The 21,305-nt window shown below is 68.7% G+C and carries 17 protein-coding genes; 4 read left to right on the top strand and 13 right to left on the bottom strand.

The features are described 5' to 3' along the window. Positions 1-13: 13 nt before the first annotated feature. From PSK12I2_RS0108745 to glcD, 4 genes are read right to left on the bottom strand one after another with little or no spacing between them, the layout of a single operon-like run. Positions 14-418 (bottom strand): heme-binding protein, encoded by a 405-nt coding sequence (locus tag PSK12I2_RS0108745; protein WP_027598097.1) that lies wholly within the window; start codon positions 416-418, stop codon positions 14-16. Between the two features lie 14 nt (positions 419-432). Next, positions 433-1,665, bottom strand: a complete 1,233-nt coding sequence (glcF, locus tag PSK12I2_RS0108740; protein WP_027598096.1) for a glycolate oxidase subunit GlcF — start codon at positions 1,663-1,665, stop codon at positions 433-435. Between the two features lie 12 nt (positions 1,666-1,677). Next, positions 1,678-2,724, bottom strand: a complete 1,047-nt coding sequence (gene glcE, locus PSK12I2_RS0108735; protein WP_027598095.1) for a glycolate oxidase subunit GlcE — start codon at positions 2,722-2,724, stop codon at positions 1,678-1,680. Further along, positions 2,724-4,223 carry a glycolate oxidase subunit GlcD gene (gene glcD / locus PSK12I2_RS0108730; protein WP_027598094.1) on the bottom strand — a complete coding sequence of 500 codons (1,500 nt, stop codon included), beginning with the start codon at positions 4,221-4,223 and terminating at the stop codon, positions 2,724-2,726. Before glcD ends, glcE begins: the two co-directional genes overlap by 1 nt. A gap of 208 nt (positions 4,224-4,431) precedes the next feature. Between glcD and glcC the strand changes: the two genes are divergently transcribed. Beyond that, positions 4,432-5,199, top strand: coding sequence for a transcriptional regulator GlcC (glcC, locus tag PSK12I2_RS0108725; protein WP_007161471.1), 768 nt, complete (start codon positions 4,432-4,434; stop codon positions 5,197-5,199). A 146-nt stretch (positions 5,200-5,345) separates the two neighbouring features. Next, entirely contained in the window at positions 5,346-6,710 is a 1,365-nt protein-coding gene (locus PSK12I2_RS23870; protein ID WP_051398712.1) for a hemolysin family protein, read from the top strand. A gap of 12 nt (positions 6,711-6,722) precedes the next feature. On the opposite strand, the gene PSK12I2_RS0108715 is transcribed toward PSK12I2_RS23870, so the two are convergent. After that, positions 6,723-8,624 carry a diguanylate cyclase gene (locus tag PSK12I2_RS0108715; protein WP_027598093.1) on the bottom strand — a complete coding sequence of 634 codons (1,902 nt, stop codon included), beginning with the start codon at positions 8,622-8,624 and terminating at the stop codon, positions 6,723-6,725. 187 nt (positions 8,625-8,811) lie between these two features. After that, a complete protein-coding gene (locus PSK12I2_RS0108710; protein WP_037007620.1) occupies positions 8,812-9,699 on the bottom strand; it encodes a M23 family metallopeptidase in 888 nt (295 codons plus the stop codon). 348 nt (positions 9,700-10,047) lie between these two features. Between PSK12I2_RS0108710 and PSK12I2_RS0108705 the strand changes: the two genes are divergently transcribed. Further along, positions 10,048-10,848 (top strand): AraC family transcriptional regulator, encoded by an 801-nt coding sequence (locus PSK12I2_RS0108705; protein ID WP_027598091.1) that lies wholly within the window; start codon positions 10,048-10,050, stop codon positions 10,846-10,848. Positions 10,849-11,065: 217 nt separating this feature from the next. Here PSK12I2_RS0108705 and PSK12I2_RS0108700 read toward each other — a convergent pair whose 3' ends face one another. From PSK12I2_RS0108700 to PSK12I2_RS0108670, 7 genes are all read right to left on the bottom strand, one after another. Next, positions 11,066-11,965, bottom strand: coding sequence for a M23 family metallopeptidase (locus tag PSK12I2_RS0108700; RefSeq protein WP_027598090.1), 900 nt, complete (start codon positions 11,963-11,965; stop codon positions 11,066-11,068). Between the two features lie 77 nt (positions 11,966-12,042). Then, complete coding sequence (locus PSK12I2_RS0108695; protein ID WP_007161477.1) at positions 12,043-12,963, bottom strand: response regulator; 921 nt, start codon at positions 12,961-12,963, stop codon at positions 12,043-12,045. Positions 12,964-13,035: 72 nt separating this feature from the next. Beyond that, entirely contained in the window at positions 13,036-13,761 is a 726-nt protein-coding gene (gene phoU, locus PSK12I2_RS0108690) for a phosphate signaling complex protein PhoU (protein ID WP_007161478.1), read from the bottom strand. A gap of 58 nt (positions 13,762-13,819) precedes the next feature. After that, positions 13,820-14,647 carry a phosphate ABC transporter ATP-binding protein PstB gene (gene pstB, locus PSK12I2_RS0108685; protein ID WP_027598089.1) on the bottom strand — a complete coding sequence of 276 codons (828 nt, stop codon included), beginning with the start codon at positions 14,645-14,647 and terminating at the stop codon, positions 13,820-13,822. 22 nt (positions 14,648-14,669) lie between these two features. Beyond that, positions 14,670-16,382 (bottom strand): phosphate ABC transporter permease PstA, encoded by a 1,713-nt coding sequence (gene pstA / locus PSK12I2_RS0108680; RefSeq protein ID WP_037006556.1) that lies wholly within the window; start codon positions 16,380-16,382, stop codon positions 14,670-14,672. Then, complete coding sequence (locus tag PSK12I2_RS0108675; protein WP_051398711.1) at positions 16,369-18,654, bottom strand: ABC transporter permease subunit; 2,286 nt, start codon at positions 18,652-18,654, stop codon at positions 16,369-16,371. Before PSK12I2_RS0108675 ends, pstA begins: the two co-directional genes overlap by 14 nt. Positions 18,655-18,748: 94 nt before the next feature. Next, on the bottom strand, positions 18,749-19,720 hold the full coding sequence (locus PSK12I2_RS0108670) for a PstS family phosphate ABC transporter substrate-binding protein (RefSeq protein ID WP_027598086.1): 972 nt from the start codon (positions 19,718-19,720) through the stop codon (positions 18,749-18,751). Between the two features lie 266 nt (positions 19,721-19,986). Here PSK12I2_RS0108670 and PSK12I2_RS0108665 point away from each other — a divergent pair, with 266 nt between their 5' ends. Beyond that, positions 19,987-21,294: an MFS transporter gene (locus PSK12I2_RS0108665; protein WP_027598085.1), complete on the top strand. Its 1,308-nt coding sequence runs from the start codon at positions 19,987-19,989 to the stop codon at positions 21,292-21,294. Positions 21,295-21,305 lie beyond the last annotated feature (11 nt).

Raw genomic sequence — 21,305 nt, 5'->3', positions numbered from 1 at the left:
TGAAGCTGTGAATTCAGTTGAGAGCCGCGATGGCGGCTTTCGCGACCTGCGCATCTTCCGGCGCCTTGACACCCGAGACGCCGACGGCGCCCACCACCTGGCCGTCCACCAGGATGGGTACCCCGCCTTCGAGCATGCCCTGCATCAGCGGGGCGCTGAGAAAGGCGGTGCGGCCGTTGTTGATCATCTCTTCCAGCACCTTGGACTCCTTGCGCGCCAGGGCGGCGCTGCGCGCCTTTTCCGGGGCGATGTAGGCGCTGTTGGGCGCGGCGCCATCGAGGCGCAGCAGGGCCAGCGGGTGGCCGCCGTCATCGGCCACGGCGATGCACACGGCCCAGCCCTGGCGCTCGGCTTCGGCGCGACCGGCGGCCAGCAGGGTGTCGATCTCGGCAAGGGTGAGCACGGCTTTGGTCTTCATGGAGCCTCCAGGGTTCAGGGTTGGGTCGGAGCGGCCAGGGCCGCGTCGAGGATTTCGATCCAGTGGCGCACCGGGGTCCGCCCGGCGCCATCGAGATGGCTCTGGCAGCCGATGTTGGCAGTGGCGATCACCTCGGGGTGACCGCTCTCCAGGGCGTCGAGCTTGGCGTCGCGCAGCCGCCGCGACAAGTCCGGCTGGGTCAGCGAATAGGTGCCGGCCGAGCCACAGCAGAGGTGGCCGTCGGGCACCGGCGCCAGCGGGAAGCCAAGGCGCTGCAGGACGCCCTCCACGGCGCCGCCCAGGCGCTGGGCGTGCTGCAGGGTGCAAGGGCAATGGAAGGCCAGCCGCGGGGTGTTGGCCAAGCGCAGCTCTTCCAGCGGCAGTTCGCGCAGCACCTCCACCAGGTCGCGGGTGCGCGCCGAGACTTCCCGCGCCTTTGCCGCATAGGCCGGATCGTCCTTGAGCAGGCTGGCGTATTCCTTGACGAAGGCGCCGCAGCCGCTGGCGGTCTGGATGATGGCTTCGGCGCCGCTGTGCAGGGCCGGCCACCAGGCGTCGATATTGCGCCGGGCGCGGTCGAGTCCGGCCTCCTGGGCGTTGAGATGGTAGTCCACCGCGCCGCAGCAGCCGGCGCGGGGCGCGGCCTCCAGGCTGATGCCGAGGCGATCCAGCACCCGCGCGGTGGCGGCATTGGTGTTGGGCGAAAGCCCCGGCTGCACGCAGCCTTCGAGGATCAGCATGCGCCGGACATGGCGTGGCGCGGGTCGCAAGCCCGGAGCGGCAATGCGCGCCGGCAGCTTGGCCTGGACGCCTGCCGGCAGCAGTGGCTTCAGCGCCTGGCCGCTTTTCAGCAGCGCGCCGAACAGGCGCGGCTGCGGCAGCACCTGGCGCAGGCCGGCGCGCAGCAGGCGCTGGCCCAGCGGGCGCGGCACCCGGCGTTCCACCTCGGCGCGGCCGATGTCGAGCAATTCGTGATAGGAGACGCCCGAGGGACAGGTGGTCTCGCAATTGCGGCAGGTCAGGCAGCGGTCGAGGTGCTCGCGGGTCTTCTCGCTGACCTCGCCGCCTTCGAGCATGCCCTTGATCAGGTAAATGCGCCCGCGTGGACCGTCCAGCTCGTCGCCGAGCAGCTGGTAGGTCGGGCAGGTGGCATTGCAGAAGCCGCAGTGCACGCAGCTGCGCAGCACCCGCTCGGCATCGGCGGCGCGGGGCAGTTCGCGGGCGGCGGGACTCAGATTGGTTTGCATGACGTCTTTCCCCTACAGCCCGGCGTACAGCCGACCCGGATTGAAGATCCCCTGGGGGTCCAGGCGCGCCTTGAGGCGGCGGTGATAGTCCAGCAGCGCGGCGGGCAGCGGATGCTGGGCCTCGCGCTCGGCGTCCGGCGTGTAGCAGAGCGCATGGCCGCCAGCGCGCGCAGCGATCTCGCGCAGCACGGTGGCCGGGGCATCGCTTTTGAGCCAGTACTGGGCACCGCCCCAATCCAATAAGCGGCTGCCGGGCAGGTCCAGCAGCGGGGTGTTGACCGGCACCGACAGCCGCCACAGGGGCGCGGGCCCTTCGAAGAAGGCCAGCCGCTGTTCGTTGAGCTCGTCCCAGAAGCCTTCGCCCAGGGCTTCACCGCCCAGGCGATCGGCCGCCGAGCGCACCGAACCCTCGCCGCCTTCCAGGCGCAGGTGCAGCCGCTGGCCGTCATGGCAGGCCGCCGAGATCGGCAGCGCCTCGCGACCCCAGACGGCCAGGCGTTGCAGGGCGCGTTCGGCGTCCAGCTCCAGACTCAGACTCTGGGTGCAGCGCGGCCTGGGCAGCACCTTGAAGGACACCTCGGTGATCACCCCCAGGCAACCCTGGCTACCGGCTAACAGCCGGGAGACGTCATAGCCGGCGACATTCTTCATCACCTCGCCGCCGAATCTCAGGTGTTCGCCGGTGCCGGTGATCAGCCGGGTACCCAGGACGAAATCCCTCAGGCTGCCGGCCCAGGGGCGGCGCGGACCGGAAAGACCGCAGGCCAGGGTGCCGCCGACGGTAGCGCCCTCCCCCAGCTGCGGTGGTTCGCAGGGCAGCATCTGCCCCTGTTCGGCCAGGGCGGCATTGAGTTCGGCCAGCGGCGTACCGGTACGCACCGTGGCCACCAGTTCGGTGGGATCGTAGTGCACCAGACCGCGATGGCCGCTGACGTCCAGCGGCTCGCCCTCCACCGCACGGCCCAGCCGGGCCTTGGTGTCGCCGCCATGGATGCGCAGCGGCTGGCGACGGGCCAGGGCCTCGCGGACCTGGTCGAGGAGCAGGTTCAGACTGTCCATCAGAAACGCTCCAGTTCGGGGTGAGGCAACTGGCCGCGATGCACGTGCAGGCCGCCGAATTCGGCGCAGCGGTGCAGGGTCGGCACGTTCTTGCCGGGATTGAGCAGCCCGGGGGCGTCGAAGGCGGCCTTTACCGCATGGAAGAAGGTCAGCTCGCCCGACTGGAACTGGGTGCACATGGCGTTGATCTTTTCGCGACCGACGCCGTGCTCGCCGGTGATGGTGCCGCCCACCGCCACGCAGAGATCGAGGATGCGGCCGCCCAGGGCCTCGGCCTGTTCCAGCTCGCCGGGCCGATTGGCATCGAAGAGGATCAGCGGGTGCAGGTTGCCGTCGCCGGCATGGAAGACATTGCCCACCGCCAGTCCGTATTCCGCCGACAGCGCCTCGATCCCGCGCAGCACCTCGGGCAGGGCGCGGCGCGGGATGGTGCCGTCCATGCAGTAGTAGTCGGGCGACAGCCGCCCCACGGCGGGAAAGGCGTTCTTGCGTCCGGCCCAGAATTTCTGCCGCTCGGCCTCGTCGCGGGCCAGGCGGATCTCGGTGGCGCCGGCGGTGGCCAGCAGGGCGCTGACCCGCTCGATATCGGCGGCCACGTCGGCTTCCACCCCGTCCAGCTCGCAGAGCAGGATGGCGGCGGCGTCCACCGGGTAGCCGGCGTGGATGAAGTCCTCGGCGGCTGTCAGGGTCAGGTTGTCCATCATCTCCAGGCCGCCGGGGATGATGCCGGCGGCGATGATGTCGGCCACCGCCGCCCCGGCGCGCTCGATGTCGGCGAAGCTGGCCATGACCACCCGGGCGCAGGGCGGTTTGGGCAGCAGCTTGACGGTCACCTCCACCACCACTCCGAGCAACCCTTCGGAGCCGGTGAACAGCGCCAGCAGGTCGAAGCCGGGGCTGTCCAGGGCGGCGCCGCCCAGGGTCAGGCGCTCGCCTTCCAGGGTCACGATCTCCACCGCCAGCACGTTGTGCACGGTCAGACCGTATTTCAGGCAGTGCACGCCGCCGGCGTTCTCGGCCACGTTGCCGCCGATGGAGCAGGCGATCTGCGAGGAGGGATCGGGCGCGTAGTAGAGGTCATGGGGCGCCGCGGCCTGGGAGATGGCCAGGTTGCGCACCCCGGGCTGGACCCGCGCCCGGCGACCGTCGGGGTCCACCTCGAGGATGCGATTGAAGCGCGCCATCACCAGCAGCACGCCCTGCTCCAGCGGCAGCGCGCCGCCGGACAGGCCGGTGCCGGCGCCGCGGGCCACCAGGGGTACCTGCAGTTCATGGCAGAGGCGCAGGGTCGCCTGCACCTGCTCCACGGTTTCCGGCAGCACCACCAGCAACGGCGTGGTGCGATAGGCCGCGAGACCATCGCACTCGTAGGGTTTGAGGTCTTCCCTGTCGTGCAGCAGGCAGTGCTCGGGCAGTTCGGCACGAAACCGCTGCAGCAGTTGCGCCTTGTCCGGGCGGGGCAAGGCGCCGTCGAGACGTTCGTCGTAGACCAGGCTCATCGGGTAACCGCCATTGTTGTTGTTCTGGCTGGAAAGGCTTCGTTGTACCCCGACTGCAAGCGGGGCGTCCATGGCCCAGCGCACTGGTCATACCAGTTTTTGCTCCCTCTTCGACCAAAGGATGAGCCGCTTTCAGCCGTCTTGACGGCAGATTCCACCAGTGGCTCACTAGCGCAAAACCCCGTGGTCATACCAGCAGGAACTCGCCATGTCCGCGCCCGTCGCCCGTCTTCCCGTCGCCGAGAACGTCAGTCAGCAGATCGAACGCCTGGTGGTGGATGGGGTGCTCAAGGTCGGTCAGCCGCTGCCGTCCGAGCGGCGCCTGTGCGACAAGCTCGGTGTCTCGCGCACCGCCCTACGCGAGGGCCTGGGCCTGCTGCGCGCCCGCGGCATCATCGAGACCCGCCACGGCCAGGGCAGCTTCGTCGCCCGGCTGGCGGCCCCGGCGGCGGAGAATCCGCTGCTGCACCTGTTCAGCAGCCAGCCGCGCACCCTCTACGACCTGCTGGAGGTCCGCGCCCTGCTGGAGGGCGAAGCCGCGCGCCTGGCGGCGCTGCGCGCCACCACCGCCGACCTGGTGCTGATCGGTCGCCGCTACGACGAACTCTGCGCCGCCTGCCAGGACCCGGCCACCCTGCCGGCGGAAACCCACGCGCGCCTCGATCATGCCTTCCACCTGGCGATCAGCGAGGCCTCGCACAACCCGGTGCTGGTGCACACCCTGCAATCGCTCAACGAGCTCTTGCTGGGTTCGGTGTTCGCCTGCATCGCCAATCTCTACCATCGCCCGCCGCAGCGCCGCGAGATCGACGCCCAGCATGCCCGCCTCTATGCCGCCGTGAGCCAGCGCCTGCCCGACGAGGCCCACGCCGCCGCCCGCGAGCACATCCACAGCGTCAGGGACAGCCTGCGCGAGATCGAGCAGGAAGAGCAGCGCCTGGTGCGGGCCACCATGCGTCTGGAAGGCTGGACCTAGGGAAAAACTTCTGCCGGCAAAGGTGGGCGCCAGAGCCGCTGTCCGTCAGCCCGGGGTGCGCCCCGTCCCTCCGGCAGGCGCAACATCTTGCAACTGCCCTGCCCCGCCCCCATGCTTAGCCGACCTTTTTCCAGCTCTCGGCCCTAATGGACCCTTCCACCAGTATCGCCTCGACGTTGTTCGCCGATCTCGGCCTCGTGTTCTTCGCCTTCTTCCTCGTGCTGCTCAACGGCTTCTTCGTCGCCGCCGAGTTCGCCATGGTCAAGCTGCGCGCCACCCGCGTGGAGGCCATCGCCAAGAAGCACGGCTGGCGCGGGCGCATCCTCAAGAAGGTGCACAACCAGCTCGACGCCTACCTCTCCGCCTGCCAGCTCGGCATCACCCTGGCCTCCCTGGGCCTGGGCTGGGTCGGCGAGCCGGCCTTCGCCGAATTGCTCGAACCCCTGCTCGGCGCCGTCGGCGTCAGCAGCCCCGAGGTGATCCACGGCATCGCCTTCTTCTCGGCCTTCTTCATCATCTCCTACCTGCACATCGTGGTCGGCGAGCTGGCGCCCAAGTCCTGGGCGATCCGCAAGCCCGACCTGCTGTCGCTGTGGACGGCGGTGCCGCTGTACCTCTTCTACTGGCTGATGTACCCGGCCATCTGGCTGCTCAACGCCAGCGCCAACGGCATCCTGCGCATCGCCGGCCAGGGCGAGCCGGGTGCGCACCACGAGCACCACTACAGTCGCGACGAACTCAAGCTGATCCTGCACTCCAATCGCGCCACCGACCCGGACAGCCGGGTGCTGGCCTCGGCCGTGGAGCTGGGCGAGCTGGAGGTGGTGGACTGGGCCAATTCCCGCGAAGACCTCATCTACCTGGACAGCAAGGCCAGCCTGGACGAGATCCTCACCCAGATCCGCCGCTCCAAGTACAGCCGCTATCCGGTCTACGACGAAGACAGCCAGACCTTTATCGGGGTCCTGCACATCAAGGACCTGCTGCTGGCCATCGCCGGCCTGGACAGCGAAGCGGCTTCGTTCGACCTCGACGACCTGGTGCATCCGCTGGAGCGGGTGACCAAGCACATGCCGCTGTCCGACCTGCTGGAGCAATTCCGCCGCGGCGGCGCGCACTTCGTGCTGGTGGAGGAAGCCGACCACAAGGTCATCGGCTTCCTGACCATGGAAGACGTGCTCGAGGTGCTGGTGGGCGACATCCAGGACGAACACCGCAAGACCGAGCGCGGCGTGGTCGCCTACCAGCCGGGCAAGCTGCTGGTGCGGGGCGACACCCCGCTGTTCAAGGTCGAGCGACTGCTGGGTATCGATCTGGATCACGTCGAGGCCGAGACCCTGGCCGGCCTGATCTACGACAGCCTGAAGCGCGTCCCCGAAGAGGAGACGGTGCTGGAAGCCGAGGGCCTGCGCATCATCGTCAAGAAGATGAAGGGCCCCAAGATCGTCCTGGCCAAGGTCATCAAGCTGGATCCCAAGGACGTCCGCCGGCGCCAGCCGGAAGAGCGTTGAGTCGACGCGGCCTCAGCCGCGTCCGCTGCCCAGTTCCGGCAGGCCATCGCTCAGGCAGACGCGATTGCGCCCGCCGCGCTTGGCCGCATAGAGCGCCCGATCGGCGTCTTCCAGAAGCCCCAGGCCGTGTTCGAGATTGCTCGGCACGGTCACCGCGACCCCGACGCTGATCGACGGCCGCAGGCGCCCCTGCTCAGTCTGCAACTCCAGCCCTGCCACCTCCTGGCGGATGCGCTCCGCCAGCGTCCGGGCCGCCTGCTGGTCGCTCCCGGGCAGGGCGATGACGAATTCCTCGCCGCCATAGCGCGCCGCCACCTCCCCCGCCCGCTGGACGTGCCTGCGCAGCACCTCGGCCACGCACCTCAGGCATTCGTCGCCCAGGGTGTGGCCGTGGGTGTCGTTGACCGCCTTGAAATGATCGATGTCCACCAAGAGCACCGCCAGCGGCCGTTCGGCGCGGATGGCGCGGCGGATCTCCTGCTGGAAGACCCGTTCGAAATGCCGGCGATTGCCGAGCCCGGTCAGGGAGTCGGTCTGGCTCTGGTGCAGCAGTTCGCGATTGAGCCGTTCGAGGCTGGCCTTGGCCTGCTGCAACTCCACGGTGCGCAGCGCCACCCGCAATTCCAGTTCGACAAAGGAGGCTTCGCGCTCCCGGGCCAGGGCGCTGGAGGCTTCCAGCGCCTGCCGCTGCGCCTCGATCCGCGCCCGGCGTTGCAGACTCAGGCCTTCGGTGAGCCCCAGCGACAGCATCACGAAGCCCAGGGCGAAGCCGGCCATCTGCCCGTGGAAGGCCGGACTGTCGGCGGGCAGCCAGCCGGCGATCGCCAGCAGCTGAATCGAGCTGCCCAGCAGCAGCAGGGCCCAGGCGGCGCTGAACCACAGCGCCATGCGGCTGCCGCGCAGCGCCAGGTAGGTGGTGGTGCCCAGCAGCCCCAGGCAACTCAGCGCCATCATGCCGAGCATTTCCTGGAAGCTCAGCAGATGCGGCCAGATCAGCGTGATGACCAGCGCCACGTTCCAGTAGCCGATCAGCAGGCGATTGCCGAAGTCGATCCAGCGGCCGCCGTGATAGAGGCTGAGCAGATAGCGCACGAACAACCCGCCACTCAGAAAGCACAGGGCGGTAAAGACCAGGTGGGCACGCAGGGCGAAGGCCGGACTCTCCGGCCAGAGCTGCCAGGCGCCGTAGCCGGTGGTGACCGCCTGATAGCCGATGACGCTGAGCAGATAGAGGGCATACCAGCCAAAGCCCGAGCGGCGGCCAAAGCCCCACAGGGTGAGGGTCAGCAAGAGGATGGTGACCAGGCAACCGAAGAAGCCGCCGATCAGCCACGCATCCTGCTGCGCCTCGCGCAGATAGGCGGCCGGGGTCACCAGCCGCAGCGGCAGGACAAAGGTCTCTCGCGAATCCAGCCGCAGGTAGACCTCCTCCACCGCACCGGCGGTCGGCGCCAGGGCGAACATCAGCTGACGACCGGGCAGTGTCCGTTGCGAGGCCGGCAGGGCCAGGCCGCTCTGCTGCAGCGGACTCCAGTGGCCATCGGCATCGCGGGTGCGCAGGTCCAGGCGATCCAGCACCGGCCAGCTCGGAATCAGCCACCAGGCCTGGTCGTCGCGGCCCTGGATGGCGAAACGCAGCCAGAGGCCCTGGCGACCGTCATGGAGCAGCATTTCCAGTTCATCGGGCGCATGCCAGCCGTCCTCGCCCCCGCGTGGGCGGGCGGCGGCCTCGGCAAAGGTCAGACTGGCTGGCGCCTTGAGGATCTCCAGCGCCGGTCGCGGATCGTAGCTGCGCCCCGGATCCTCGAGCCGCAAGACCTGCGCCTGGCCGTCGAGGGCAATCAACAGCAATGCCAGCAGGTACAGAGCATGCTTGCGCCCACCGGCGCACAGGGTGGCCAGGAATCCTTTCATGGAGCGGCATCCATAGCCTGAAGGAAGGGAAGGCCGCGGTGGAACCCGCGCCTTGGAGGAATAGCGTGGTGATAGCATAACGCCACCAACCCGGTTCCTGCCAAGGGATTTCTGCGGGCGGCCGGGCGCCTGGTCGCCTTATGGACCCCGTGGCGTCAGCCTGTCTGGAACGCCCTTGCGCAGGGCCTCAGCGGTCGCCCAGCGCCATGTTGGGCAGGGCTGCCAGCGGCCGCACGAAGCGGAAGGGAATGGAGACCATTTCACCACCTTCGTGGGCCTGGACCACGAAGTGCAGGTGGGGGCCGGTGCTGCGCCCGGTATTGCCCGACTCCGCGAGGGGCGTGCCGACCTCCACCCGCTCGCCAGGTCGCACCTTGACCGACCCGCGGCGCAGGTGCAGATAGGCGCTCTGGCTGCCGTCCTCGTGGGCGATGCGCACGAAGTTGCCGGAGGGATTGGGACCATGGCCGAACTGGCCGTTTTCCACGTCGATCACCGTGCCGGCACGGGCGGCGCTGATCGGGGTGCCCTCGGGCATGGCGATGTCCACCGCATAGCGCCCCTTGGGCGTGTTGTGGCTGAAATCGCCGCCCGCACCTTGGGTCACGTAGTAGACGCCCTGGCGCCAGGGCCAGGCGTAGCCATAGCCGATGCCGTTATCAACCCCGCCCGGCGCACCGGTCGCCAGCGCCGGCAGGGAGCCGACCGGCAGCTGTGGGCTATAGCTGAAGGCCTGGTCGAAGTGCATGGGAAAGCCCTGCTGCCGCTTGCGGATCACCGCCAGCTGCACCGTGGAGCGCGGCTCGATGACCTGGCGGATGGGGCGCTCGGCACCAGCCACGTTGACGGTGCGCTGCAGGCGCAGTTCGACCCGCACGGGCACGTCGAAATCGTTGCGGACCTCGAAGATGCGGCCTTCACTGGCATTGCGCACCTTGAGCTTGACCTGCCCCTTGCGGGCCGGACTCTTGGCAGAGGTCTTGGTGAGGGTCGCCTTTTCGGCGGCCGGCGCGAGGGCGGGCACGGCCAGGGCGAGGCTCAGGCAGGTGATCAGGGCGGTCAGGCGTCGGTCCATGGCATAGGGCCACCATGATGGGCAAGGACAGAACCTAACAAAGCCGTGCAGACTGGGCGATGGCCAAACCACGGCTTTGTGAAGCCGCTGGCAAAGCATCGTCGCGAATAAAAAAGCGTGGCACTCAAATCCCTGTGCCACGCTGCCACCGATCGGACGGTAGTTCAAATACAGGCCTGATGGTTCAGGCAGGTCAGCCAAGCGGCGGGTGTTCTGTGCGACACTCCCGCAAGAGGCAGGTTTTCGGCGTACAGAGGGATCACCCCGGGCGCGCCCGATGCTCTGGCCATAGTGCTGCAGGTTAGGCCCTGGCACCTGGAGCCGGCCCAACCGAAACGGACAGCTGTTATGCAGGAACAGACAATCGACCCGACGCGGAGCGTGGTGGCGGATGCCCCCGTCCCGCCCGCCGGGCCGCTGGTATCCCAGCTCGGCACCTTCGCCCATGGCCAGGTGTGGCCGCCGCACGTGCACGATCAGGCGCACCTGATGTACACGGTCAACGGCGTGCTGGAGGTCACCACCCACGAAGGGGTCTGGTACGTGCCGCCCAAGCAGGCCATCTGGATCCCGCCGCGCATCGAGCACCAGGCGCGGGCCAATGGCGAAGCCACCCTGCAGGTGGTGATCATCGCCCTGCCGAGCGGCCTGCCCTGCCCCCAGGCAGCCACCCGCATGGTGCTCATCTCGCCGCTGCTGCGCGAATTGCTGCGCAGCCTGAGACGCGGCGGCGCCGCCTACGGCGAAGCCGAGCTGGGCAGTCACGTCCGGGCGCTGATGCTGGCGGAACTGGTGTTTCTCGAAGAGACCGCGCTGCACCTGCCGGCGCTGGCCGACCGGCGGCTGCGGACCATCCAGACCAGCCTGCACGCCGATCCCGCCGACGACACGGCACTGGCGACCTGGGCGCAGCAGCTGCACCTCTGCTCGCGCAGCCTGGCCCGGCTGTTTCTCAAGGAGACTGGCACCAGCTTTTCCACCTGGCGCCAGCACACCCGGCTGATGCTGGCCCTGCCGCGGCTGGCCGCCGGCGAACCGGTGACCCGGGTGGCCCTGGATCTGGGCTACGCCTCGCCGTCGGCCTTTACCCGGATGTTCCGCCGGGTGCTGGGGGTCTCGCCGAGCGAGTACCTCGACGCCCAGGGCTGAAACTAGACAAAGGGTAAGAGCCTGCTCAAAGGCTCGCGAGCTAGAGCCAAACAAGGCCTAGGCGGCCCCACGAAAAGCCCTGAGGAAGCGGATCGGACCCGCGCTCGGGTTTACAGATGGTAAATGAGCATTACAACGGGGCCGCCTAGGCAGGGCTGGCCTTCCAGGGGCTCTTCAACGCCGTTTGGCCGACGCGCAGCAGCCTTTGAACAGGCTCTCAAGGTCCGCCGACGGCGAAGTTGGGCAGGCTGTCCACCGCCTGGGCGAAGCGGAAGGGAATGGATTCGACCGCCTCGCCGGTGTTGCGCTGGACCACGAAGTGCAGGTGGGGCCCGGTGCTGCGCCCGGTGTTGCCCGAAGACGCCAGCGGCTGGCCAGGGCGCACCCACTGGCCTTCGGCGACCTTGATCGAACCGCGCTGCAGGTGCAGGTAGACACTCATGGTGCCGTCGTCGTGGAGGATGCGCACGAAGTTGCCGGAGGGGTGGTTGCCGCGCCCGTCCTGGTCGTTCTCCACCTCCACCACCTGGCCGGCGCGCGAGACCACGATGGGCGTGCCCTCGGGCATGGCGATGTCCACCGCATAGCGACTCTTGGGCGTGTTGTGGCTGAAGCCGCCACCGGCGCCCTGGCTGACGTTGAAGGGACCGCCCAGCCAGGGCAGCGGATAGGCGAAACCGGAGGCGAAGACCGGGGTGGCGCTGCCCATCAGGGTGGTGAGCTGCGGGGTATAGCGCTGCGGACGGCCCGGATCGGGCGCGATCAGGGTCGCCAGGCGGGTCAGGCTGCGCGCCGGCAGCACCTTGCGAATGGGCGCCTCGCCCACCCCGCTGACGTTCTGCAGCGCCGAGAGGCGCAGGGTGACGGTCACCGGCAGGAAGCTGTCGTTGCGCACCTCCAGCACCGTGCCGCCGGCATAGTGCCGCGGCTGCAGCTTGACCCGCTGATCGAGCCGCTCGATGGGATCGTCGCTGAAGGTCATCACCTTGGCGCCCTTCTGCGCCTTGTCGGTGTAGGTGACCACGCCGTTGGCATCGACGTACTTGTAGATGGGCGCCGCCAGGGCGGGACCCGAGAGGGCGAGCGACAGCAGCAGCAGGCGACAGGCGAGGGGCATGGGCAGGGCGTCAGAAATCCGCGGTGTCTCAGCGCGAAGCAGTCTCCGTGCCAGGCCCTTCATCGCGCCGCCCCGCCCTAGGCGCCCGGCACGTAGTGCCGCTGGGCGGTGCCCTTGGCGATCAGTCGCGACAGGTAGTCGAGCTTGGCCGGGTCCCGGTCGATGAAGCGGAAGTTGACCTGCACCCACTCGCTGGCCGGCGTCGCTTCCACCGCGCTGAGGGAATGCAGATAGCCATTGAGGCGCGCCACGTCATTGCCGTCTTCGCCCTGCTCCAGGTCGAGCACGGCGGTTTCCAGGATCTGCGGCAGCGGATCGCCACGGCGCACCACCAGCAGGGCTTCCTTGATGCTGATGGCCTTGATCAGACAGGCCATGCTGGCGTTGGGCAGGCGCAGCTGGCCCTGACCGAAGTTGGCGGCGGGCTTGCCACGGGCGGGTGGCGGCGGCGCGCTGCCGGTGAGCAGGGCGGCACTGGAGGCGGCGGCCGGCGCCGCGACCGGTGCGGCGGTGGGCTGGACCACGTCGCTGCGGCCGGCGGTCAGGGCACCGAGGGAATCATTGGCGAAGCCGGTGGCCGGGCGCGGCTGGGCGCCGGCCTGCAACTCGGCGAGCTTGCCGGTGCGTTGCAGGGCCTTCTTGACCTTGGCCGCCAGCTGTTCGTTGGAGAACGGCTTGCCCATGTAGTCGGACACGCCGGCCTGGATGGCCTGGACGACGTTTTCCTTGTCGCCGCGGCTGGTGACCATGATGAAGGGCACGCCCTTGTGGTCCGGCTGGGCGCGAAACCAGCTCAGCAGTTCCAGACCGGTCATGCCGGGCATTTCCCAGTCGCAGAGGATGAGGTCGAAGCGCTGCTTGCCGAGCATCGTCTGGGCGCGGCGACCATCGGCCGCCTCGTCCACCGTCAGCCCGGGAAACAGGTTGCGCAGGCCCTTCTTGATCAGATCGCGAATGAAGGGCGCGTCATCCACCACCAGTACGTTCAACTTGCTCATCGGTCACTCCATGCCAAGTCTTCCAGCATAGCAGGCGGGTTCGGCACGCCACCCGGGGAGTGACCGGGCGGATCATTCGCGCGACCGATTGACCTCTTCGGCCATGCGCTTGAGGCCCATGTGCCGTACGTCGGTACCCTGCACCAGGTAGATCACCAGTTCGGCGATGTTGCGCGCATGGTCGCCGACCCGCTCCAGGGAGCGCAGCACCCAGATGATGCTCAGCACCCGCGAGATGGAGCGCGGGTCTTCCATCATGTAGGTGGCCAGTTCGCGCAGGGCGGACTTGTATTCGCGGTCGATCAGCTTGTCGTACTGGGCCACCGAGAGGGCCAGTTCGGCGTCGAAGCGGGCAAAGGCGTCCAGCGCCTGGTGGACCATCTTGCGCACCTGCTCGCCGATGTGGCGGACCTCGACGTAGCCGCGCGGGGCCTCGCCGTCCTCGGTCAGCTCGATGGCGCGACGGGCGATCTTGGAAGCCTCGTCGCCGATGCGCTCCAGGTCGATCACCGACTTGGAGATGCTGATGATCAGGCGTAGATCGGAGGCCGCGGGCTGACGGCGAGCGAGGATGCGCAGGCATTCCTCGTCGATGCCGCGCTCCATGATGTCGATCTGGTCGTCGATGGTGCGCACCTGGCGCGCCAGCCCGGCATCGGCATCGATCACCGCGCGCACGGCGTCGCTGACCTGCTTTTCCACCAGACCGCCCATGGCCAGCAGGTGGCTGCGGACCTCTTCCAGTTCGACGTTGTATTGCTGGGAGATGTGCTGCGTGTGGCCTTCTTTGTTGATCATGCTGTCAGTCCTGCCTGAGAGGAGCGAGTCGCCGGGTGGGGCACCGGCCTGCCTGGAACTAGCCGTAGCGGCCGGTGATGTAGTCTTCGGTCTGCCGCTTCGCCGGGTTGGTGAAGAGGGTGTCGGTGTCGCCGTGTTCGACCAGCTGGCCCATGTACATGAAGGCGGTGTAGTCGGAGACCCGCGCCGCCTGCTGCATGTTGTGGGTGACGATGACGATGGTGTAGCGCTGTTTCAGTTCGTGGATCAGCTCCTCCACCTTGAGGGTGGAGATGGGGTCCAGCGCCGAACAGGGTTCGTCGAGCAGGAGCACGTCGGGCTGCACGGCGATGGTGCGGGCGATCACCAGCCGCTGCTGCTGGCCACCGGAGAGACCCAGGGCCGACTCGTGCAGGCGATCCTTGACCTCGTCCCACAGCGCCGCCCCGTGCAGCGCCCATTCCACCGCCTCGTCGAGCACCCGCTTCTGCTTGATGCCCTGGATGCGCAGGCCGTAGACCACGTTCTCGTAGATGCTCTTGGGAAAGGGATTGGGCTTCTGGAACACCATGCCCACGCGCCGCCGCAACTCGGCGATCTCGGTGCCGCGGGCATAGATGTTCTGGCCGTCGAGCAGGATCTCGCCGTCGATGCGGCAATCTTCCACCAGGTCGTTCATGCGATTGAAGCAGCGCAGCAGGGTCGACTTGCCACAGCCGCTGGGGCCGATGAAGGCAGTGACCCGCTGCCGCGGGATCTCCAGGGCGATGTCGTGCAGGGCCTGCTTCTTGCCGTAGAACAGATTGAGCCGCGGCACCGACAGGGCCACGCCACCTTCGTTCGCCGCAGGCTGGGCGCTGGCCGCGTAGGCGGCGGCGGTTCTGAAGATGGAGGAATCGGAAGGCATGGGGTCTCCTCGGCCGCGGGCGCTAGTCTTCCAGCAGCCGGTATTTTTCGCGCAGCCGGTTGCGCAGGAACACGGCGGACAGGTTCAGCCCGGCGATCACCAGCACCAGCAGCAGCGCGGTGGCATAGACCAGCGGGCGGGCGGCTTCCACGTTGGGGCTCTGGAAGCCGACGTCATAGATGTGGAAGCCCAGGTGCATGATCTTCTGATCCAGGTGCAGATAGGGGTAGTTGCCGTCCAGCGGCAGCGAGGGCGCCAGCTTGACCACCCCCACCAGCATCAGCGGCGCCACCTCGCCGGCGGCGCGGGCCACGGCCAGGATCAGCCCGGTCATCATCGCCGGACTGGCCAGCGGCAGCACCACCTTCCACAGCGTCTCAGCCTGGGTCGCGCCCAGCGCCAGGGAGCCCTCGCGGATGCTGCGGGGAATGCGCGCCAGGCCCTCTTCGGTGGCGACGATCACCACCGGCATGGCGAGGATCGCCAGGGTCAGCGAAGCCCACAGCAGCCCCGGGGTGCCAAAGGTCGGCGTGGGCAGGCTGGCCTGGAAGAACAGCTGATCCAGGGAGCCCCCCAGCACATAGACGAAGAAGCCCAGGCCAAAGACGCCATAGACGATGGCCGGCACCCCGGCGAGGTTGTTGACCGCGATGCGGATGGTGCGGGTCAGCGGCCCCTGGCGGGCGTATTCGCGCAGGTAGATGGCGGCGATGACGCCGAAGGGGGTGACGATCACCGCCATCAGCAGGGTCATCATCACGGTGCCGAAGATGGCCGGGAAGACGCCGCCCTCGGTGTTGGCCTCGCGCGGATCGGCGCTGAGGAATTCCCACAGCTTGCTGCCATAGAAGCCGAGCTTGGCGCCCAGGCCCATGGCGTTGGGCTGGTAGGCGCGCACGATGCGCGACAGATTGAGTTCCAGGGTGCGGCCCTCGACGTCGCGCAGCACCACGCTGTCGCGGCGGCGCTCCTGGCGCAGGCTGGCCAACTGGTCTTCCAGGTCGCCATAACGGGCTTCGAGCTCGGCGCGGCGGGCGGCGAGATCGGCCTGGGCAGTAGCGTCGAGACGACCGTCCAGTTCCAGGCCGCGGCCCTCCAGGCGCAGGCGCTCCAGGGCATGGTTGACGCTGCCGATGTCCTGCTTTTCCAGGCGCTCCAGCTGGTCGCTCAGGTCGCGGGTGCGCAGCAGGCGGCGCTGCAGCTCGGGCACGGCCGCGGCGCCCTTAGCCACTTGGCGTCCCGCTTCGCGCACCTCCAGCGCATAGCCGTAGAAGTTGCCCCATTCGCGGCGCTCCAGCACCAGGGCATCGGCCGGGGTCTGGCGATCTTTTAGCCAGTCGCCGACCAGCCAGACGAAGTCGCTGCCATAGAGGTCGCGATTGCCCAGCTTGAAGAGTTCGCGGGTCAGGGTTTCGCCGCTGTCCGCCGGCAGGGTCACTCCGGCGCTGCGCAGCCGCTCGGCCGGTATCGTCTCCTGGTCCACCACCTGGCCGAGCACCAGGCGCGCTTCCAGGCCCGGCGGCGTGTAGCGCGCCTGCACCACCTCGGCCGGCCAGAAGTGCGCCAGGCCGCGCACGGCGAGGATGCCGATCAGCCCCAGGGTCATGAGCACGGCGATGGCCACGGCGCCGGCGCTGAGCCAGACCCCGGGCGCGCCGCCGCGCAGCCAGACGCCCAGGGAGCGCCGCGGCCGGGCGCCCTGCCCCGGCGGCGCGCCAGCGCTAGAGGGCCGCATATTTTTTCCTCAGCCGCTGGCGGATCAGTTCGGCCAGGGTGTTCATCAGGAAGGTGAAGCTGAGCAGCACCAGCGCGGCCAGGAACAGCAGGCGGTAATGGGTGCCGCCCACCTCGGATTCGGGCATCTCCACGGCGATGTTGGCCGCCAGGGTGCGCATGCCCTCGAACAGGTTGGCATCCATGATCGGGGTGTTGCCGGTGGCCATGAGCACGATCATGGTCTCGCCGACGGCGCGGCCCAGGCCGATCATCAGCGCCGAGAAGATGCCCGGGCTGGCGGTGAGCAGCACCACCCGCACCAGGGTCTGCCAGGGGGTGGCGCCCAGCGCCAGGGAGCCCAGGGTCAGGCTGCGCGGCACGCTGTAGATGGCGTCTTCGGCGATGGAGAAGATGTTGGGGATGACCGCGAAACCCATGGCCAGGCCGATGATCAGGGCGTTGCGCTGGTCGTAGGCGATGCCCAGGGTCTGGCTCAGCCAGAGGCGCAGGTCGCCGGCGAACAGCAGCCCCTCCAGCCAGGGACTGAGCCACAGCGCCAGGGCGGTGGTCAGCAGCACCACCGGCAACAGCAGCAGGCTTTCCCAGCCTTCCGGGAGGCGCTCGCGCAGCGTCAGCGGCAGGCGCGACCAGCCAAAGCCCGCGGCGAGGATGGCCAGCGGCAGGAGCAGCAGCAGGCTGAACAGCCCCGGCAGGTGATTTTCCACGAAGGGCGCGAGGAACAGCCCGGCGAAGAAGCCGAGGATCACCGTGGGCAGGGCCTCCATCAGCTCGATGACCGGCTTGACCGTGCGCCTCATGCGCGGCGCCATGAAGTAGGCGGTATAGACCGCCGCGGCGATGGCCAGGGGCGCGGCGAACAGCATGGCGTAGAAGGCCGCCTTGAGGGTGCCGAAGGTCAGCGGCGCCAGGCTCAGCTTGGGTTCGAAGTCGGCGGTGGCGGCGCTGGACTGCCAGACCCGGGCCGGCGCCTCGTAATTCTCGTACCAGACCTTGCCCCAGAGCGCCGACCAGGAGACTTCCGGGTGCGGATTGTCCAGGCGGAAGCCGAGCAGCCGGCCATTTTCCTCCAGCAGCAGCTGATCGGCACGCGGCGACAACGCCAGTACGCCGCCAGCGGGGGCGATCCGCTCGCGCAACAGGGTACGCCCGGCGGTGCTGTGGAAGACCCCCAGTTCGCCCGTGGCATCCAGCGCCACGAAGCCCTTGCGGCGCTGCTCCGGCACCAGCTGGACGATGGGCGCGGTGCCCAGCTGGAAGCTGCGGATATGTCTTAGCACCGGCTCGCCGTCCTGGCCGCGGACCATGAACCACTGGCCGATGCCGCCCTTGGCGGTACCCACCAGCAGGGACACGCCGCCCAGCAGCTGGGCGCTGGCGGTGACCTCGTCGTCGGCCGCGTCGAGCAGCTTGTAGTGGCCGTTGAGACTGCCGTCGCGGAGATCGAAGACATCCGCCTGGGCGCGGCCGTTGAGGGCATAGAGCCAGTGCCCGCGAGGGTCGAGGTAGAGCGCCTTGGCCGCGGTGTTGAGCGGTCCGAGGGTAATCGAGGTACGCACGGGAGCGGCCGCGCCACCGGTCACCGGCGCCGCCAGCCCGGTCAGGCGTAGCGCGGTCACCCGGTTGCCCTGGGCACCGGCCAGCACCAGCAGGTCCTCGTCACCGGCGATGGCGACCCGTTCCAGGGCGCTACGGGAGGCGCCCAGGTCCAGCGGCTCGCGCCCGTAGGGAAAGTCCAGTTCCGGGGTGATGACCCGGTTGCCCTGGGGATAGCGCGAGACATAGCGCTTGTGCGCCACCAGCACGCGACCATCGGACAGGCCCAGGGCGATCAGCCCGCGCGGGGCGTCCTGGGCCTGGCTGCTGATGGTGACGCCGGGCGGCAGCGGCAGGCGCTCGCGCATGACCGGCTGGCCGTCGGCCAGGGTGAAGAAGGTGGCCTCGCCAGCCCGGGACAGATGCAGGCCGAGGCGATCCTGCTCGTCGATGCCCAGCAGCAACGGTGCCCCGGCGGCCGCCAGCCAGTCGGGCTGGGGCAGCGGCTGGGCCTCGAGGCTGGCGCCGCGCAGCAGCGGCAGCACCACATAGGCCAGATAGAAGAAGATCAGGGTGATGGTGGCCAGCACGGCCAGGCCACCGGCCAGTACCGCACCCCGTATCAGGCGATCCTGCAGGGCCCGCCAGCGCCGCCGCCGGCGCAGTGCAGGCGTGTTGAAGTCCAGCCGAGCGGGGCCGCGAGGATCGGGCGGGGACGGGGGTACCGGGGATATCATGGCGCAGAGCCTAATCACGTCGTGTGACAGAAAGGTTACAGCGAATGGACGGCCAGAGGCGCTACGCCCGGGACGGGCGCAGAGCGCCAGGCGCTCAGTAGCCCAGGGTCTTCAGGGCCTGCTGCACCACCGCCGCAGGCAGGGGAATGTAGCCGTCCTTGACCACGGCTTCCTGGCCGCTGCGCGAGAGGATCAGGCGCAGGAATTCCCCCTCCAGGGGGTTGAGCGGACGATTGGGCGCCTTGTTCACATAGACGTAGAGATAGCGCGCCAGGGGATAGCGCCCGGACAGGGTGTTCGCCTGGTTGTCCTCGACGAAATCGGTGGTGCCCTGGCGTGCCAGCGCCAGGGTGTGGACGCTGGCGGTCTGGTAGCCGATGCCCGAGTAGCCGATGCCCCCCAGGGACTGACTGATGGCCTGGACCACCGAGGCCGAGCCCGGCTGTTCGTTGACGTTGGCGCGGAAGTCGCCGCGGCACAGCGCCGCTTCCTTGAAGTAGCCGTAGGTGCCCGACACCGAATTGCGGCCGAATCTCTGGATCGGCCGCCTGGCCCAGTCGCCGGTCAGGCCCAGGTCGCCCCAGGTCTTGAGTTCGTGCGGACCGCCACAGAGCCGGGTGCTGGAAAAGATCGCATCGACCTGCTCCAGGGTCAGCTGGCGCAGCGGATTGTCCTTGTTGACGAAGATCGCCAGGGCATCGATGGCCACCGGCACCGCGGTGGGCGGGTAGCCGAAGCGCTGCTCGAAGGCCTGCAGCTCGGCGTCCTTCATCTTGCGACTCATGGGGCCGATGCCGGCGGTGCCTTCGGTGAGCGCCGGCGGCGCCGTGGACGAGCCGGCCGCCTGGATCTGGATATTGAGGTTGGGATACTCGCGCTTGTAGCTCTCGGCCCAGAGGGTCATCAGGTTGGCCAGGGTGTCGGAGCCCACGCTCGACAGATTGCCGGAGATCCCGCTCACCTTCTGGTAGGCAGGGATGGCCGGGTCGACGCCCTCGGCTCGAGCGGTCGTGCCACCGAGCGCCAGGGCGAGCGCCACAGCGGTCAGCGGACCTTTGATGTCCATGCCGGATTCCTCGCGGGGATGGGAGACGGGCCTGGGCCGGCGACGCTCAGGCGCAAGCCGGCACTCTAGGCGCGCATTGTGACGGATTTATGAGCGAGCGCCAGCCGAGGCGGCAGGTTCGACTAGGCTGCAAGAGGGCCTGCGCTGCACCACCCTGGCGCACGCCCGGTCTCCCACCCCGCCACGACCGCCCAGGCACGCGACCCGCGCGGACCGGACCGTCATTTGCATAGCTAAGCATTCATCTCAGTGCAGAGGAACGCACCATGGCCCAGGCTCTTCCGACGTCCTCCTCCCGCGCCGACGCGGCCCCCGCCAGCACGGTCGCCACGCCCTCGCGGGCCAAGCTGATCGCCGCGGCCAGTCTCGGCAACGGCCTGGAGATGTTCGACTTCACCGTCTTCAGCTTTTTCGCCGCCATCATCGGCCAGCTGTATTTCCCTTCGGATACGCCCTACGGCTCCCTGCTGATGGCGGTTGGCGTCTTTGGCGTCGGCTTCGTCATGCGCCCCCTGGGCAGCATGGTGCTGGGTGCCTATGCCGACCGCCACGGGCGCAAGCAGGCCATGCTGCTGACCATTTCGCTGATGGGCCTGGGCAGCGCCCTGATCGCCTTCACCCCGACCCACGCCCAGATCGGCATCGCCGCGCCGCTGATCCTGCTGCTGGGGCGCCTGCTGCAGGGCTTTTCCGCCGGCGGCGAGATCGGCGCCGCCACCACCCTGCTACTGGAATCGGCCAGCCCCGGCCGGCGCGGCTTCCATGTCAGCTGGCAGGTGATCAGCCAGGGCGGCAGCGCCCTGCTCGGCGCCGGTCTGGGCGCCCTGCTCACCCGCAGCCTGTCCGAGGCCGAGCTGCATGCCTGGGGCTGGCGCATCCCCTTCCTGGTCGGCTTGCTCATCATCCCGGTCGGCCTCTATATCCGCCGCCAGGTGGACGAGACCTGGAGCGGCGCCGGCACGGTCGAGGGCGGCCCGGTGCGCGCCTTTCTGCGCGAGCATCCGTGGCGCTTCGGCCTGGGCCTGCTGATCGTGATGTCGGCGACCCTGCTGACCTATCTGATGCAGTTCTACATGCCCACCTACATGACCCGCATCGTCGGCCTGCCGGCCACCAGCGCCTACCTGGCCGGGGTGGCCTCCAGCGCCGTGCAGATGGCCGCCGCCCTGGCCGCCGGGCTGCTGCTGGATCGCTTCGGTCGCTACAAGCCGGTGGCCCTGGTCAGCCTGGCGGTGGCCCTGCTGGGCATCTACCCGGCCTTCGTCTGGCTGAACGATCCCACCACCCAGGGCCTGGCCTTTGCCGCCCGCTTCGTGGTGATCACCGCCATGAGCGTCAACATGACCGCCGGGCTCTTGCTGATCCTCGCCGGCCTGCCGCGGCCGGTGCGCGCCACCGGCCTCGCCATGACCTACGCCCTGGCGGTGACCCTGTTCGGCGGCACCGCCCAGTTCATCGCCACCTGGCTGATCGGCGCCACCGGCAGCCCGCTCGCCCCGGCCTGGTACCTGATCGGCATGCTGCTGATAGGATGGCTGGCACTGCTGAGCTATCCCGAACGCCACCTGGATTGAGAGAGATCGCC

The sequence above is a fragment of the Pseudomonas sp. MOIL14HWK12:I2 genome, assembly GCF_000510745.1.
Classification (GTDB): domain Bacteria; phylum Pseudomonadota; class Gammaproteobacteria; order Pseudomonadales; family Pseudomonadaceae; genus Chryseomonas; species Chryseomonas oryzihabitans.
Note: the sequence above shows the minus strand (reverse complement) of the source record. Positions and strands in the feature narration are given on the sequence as shown.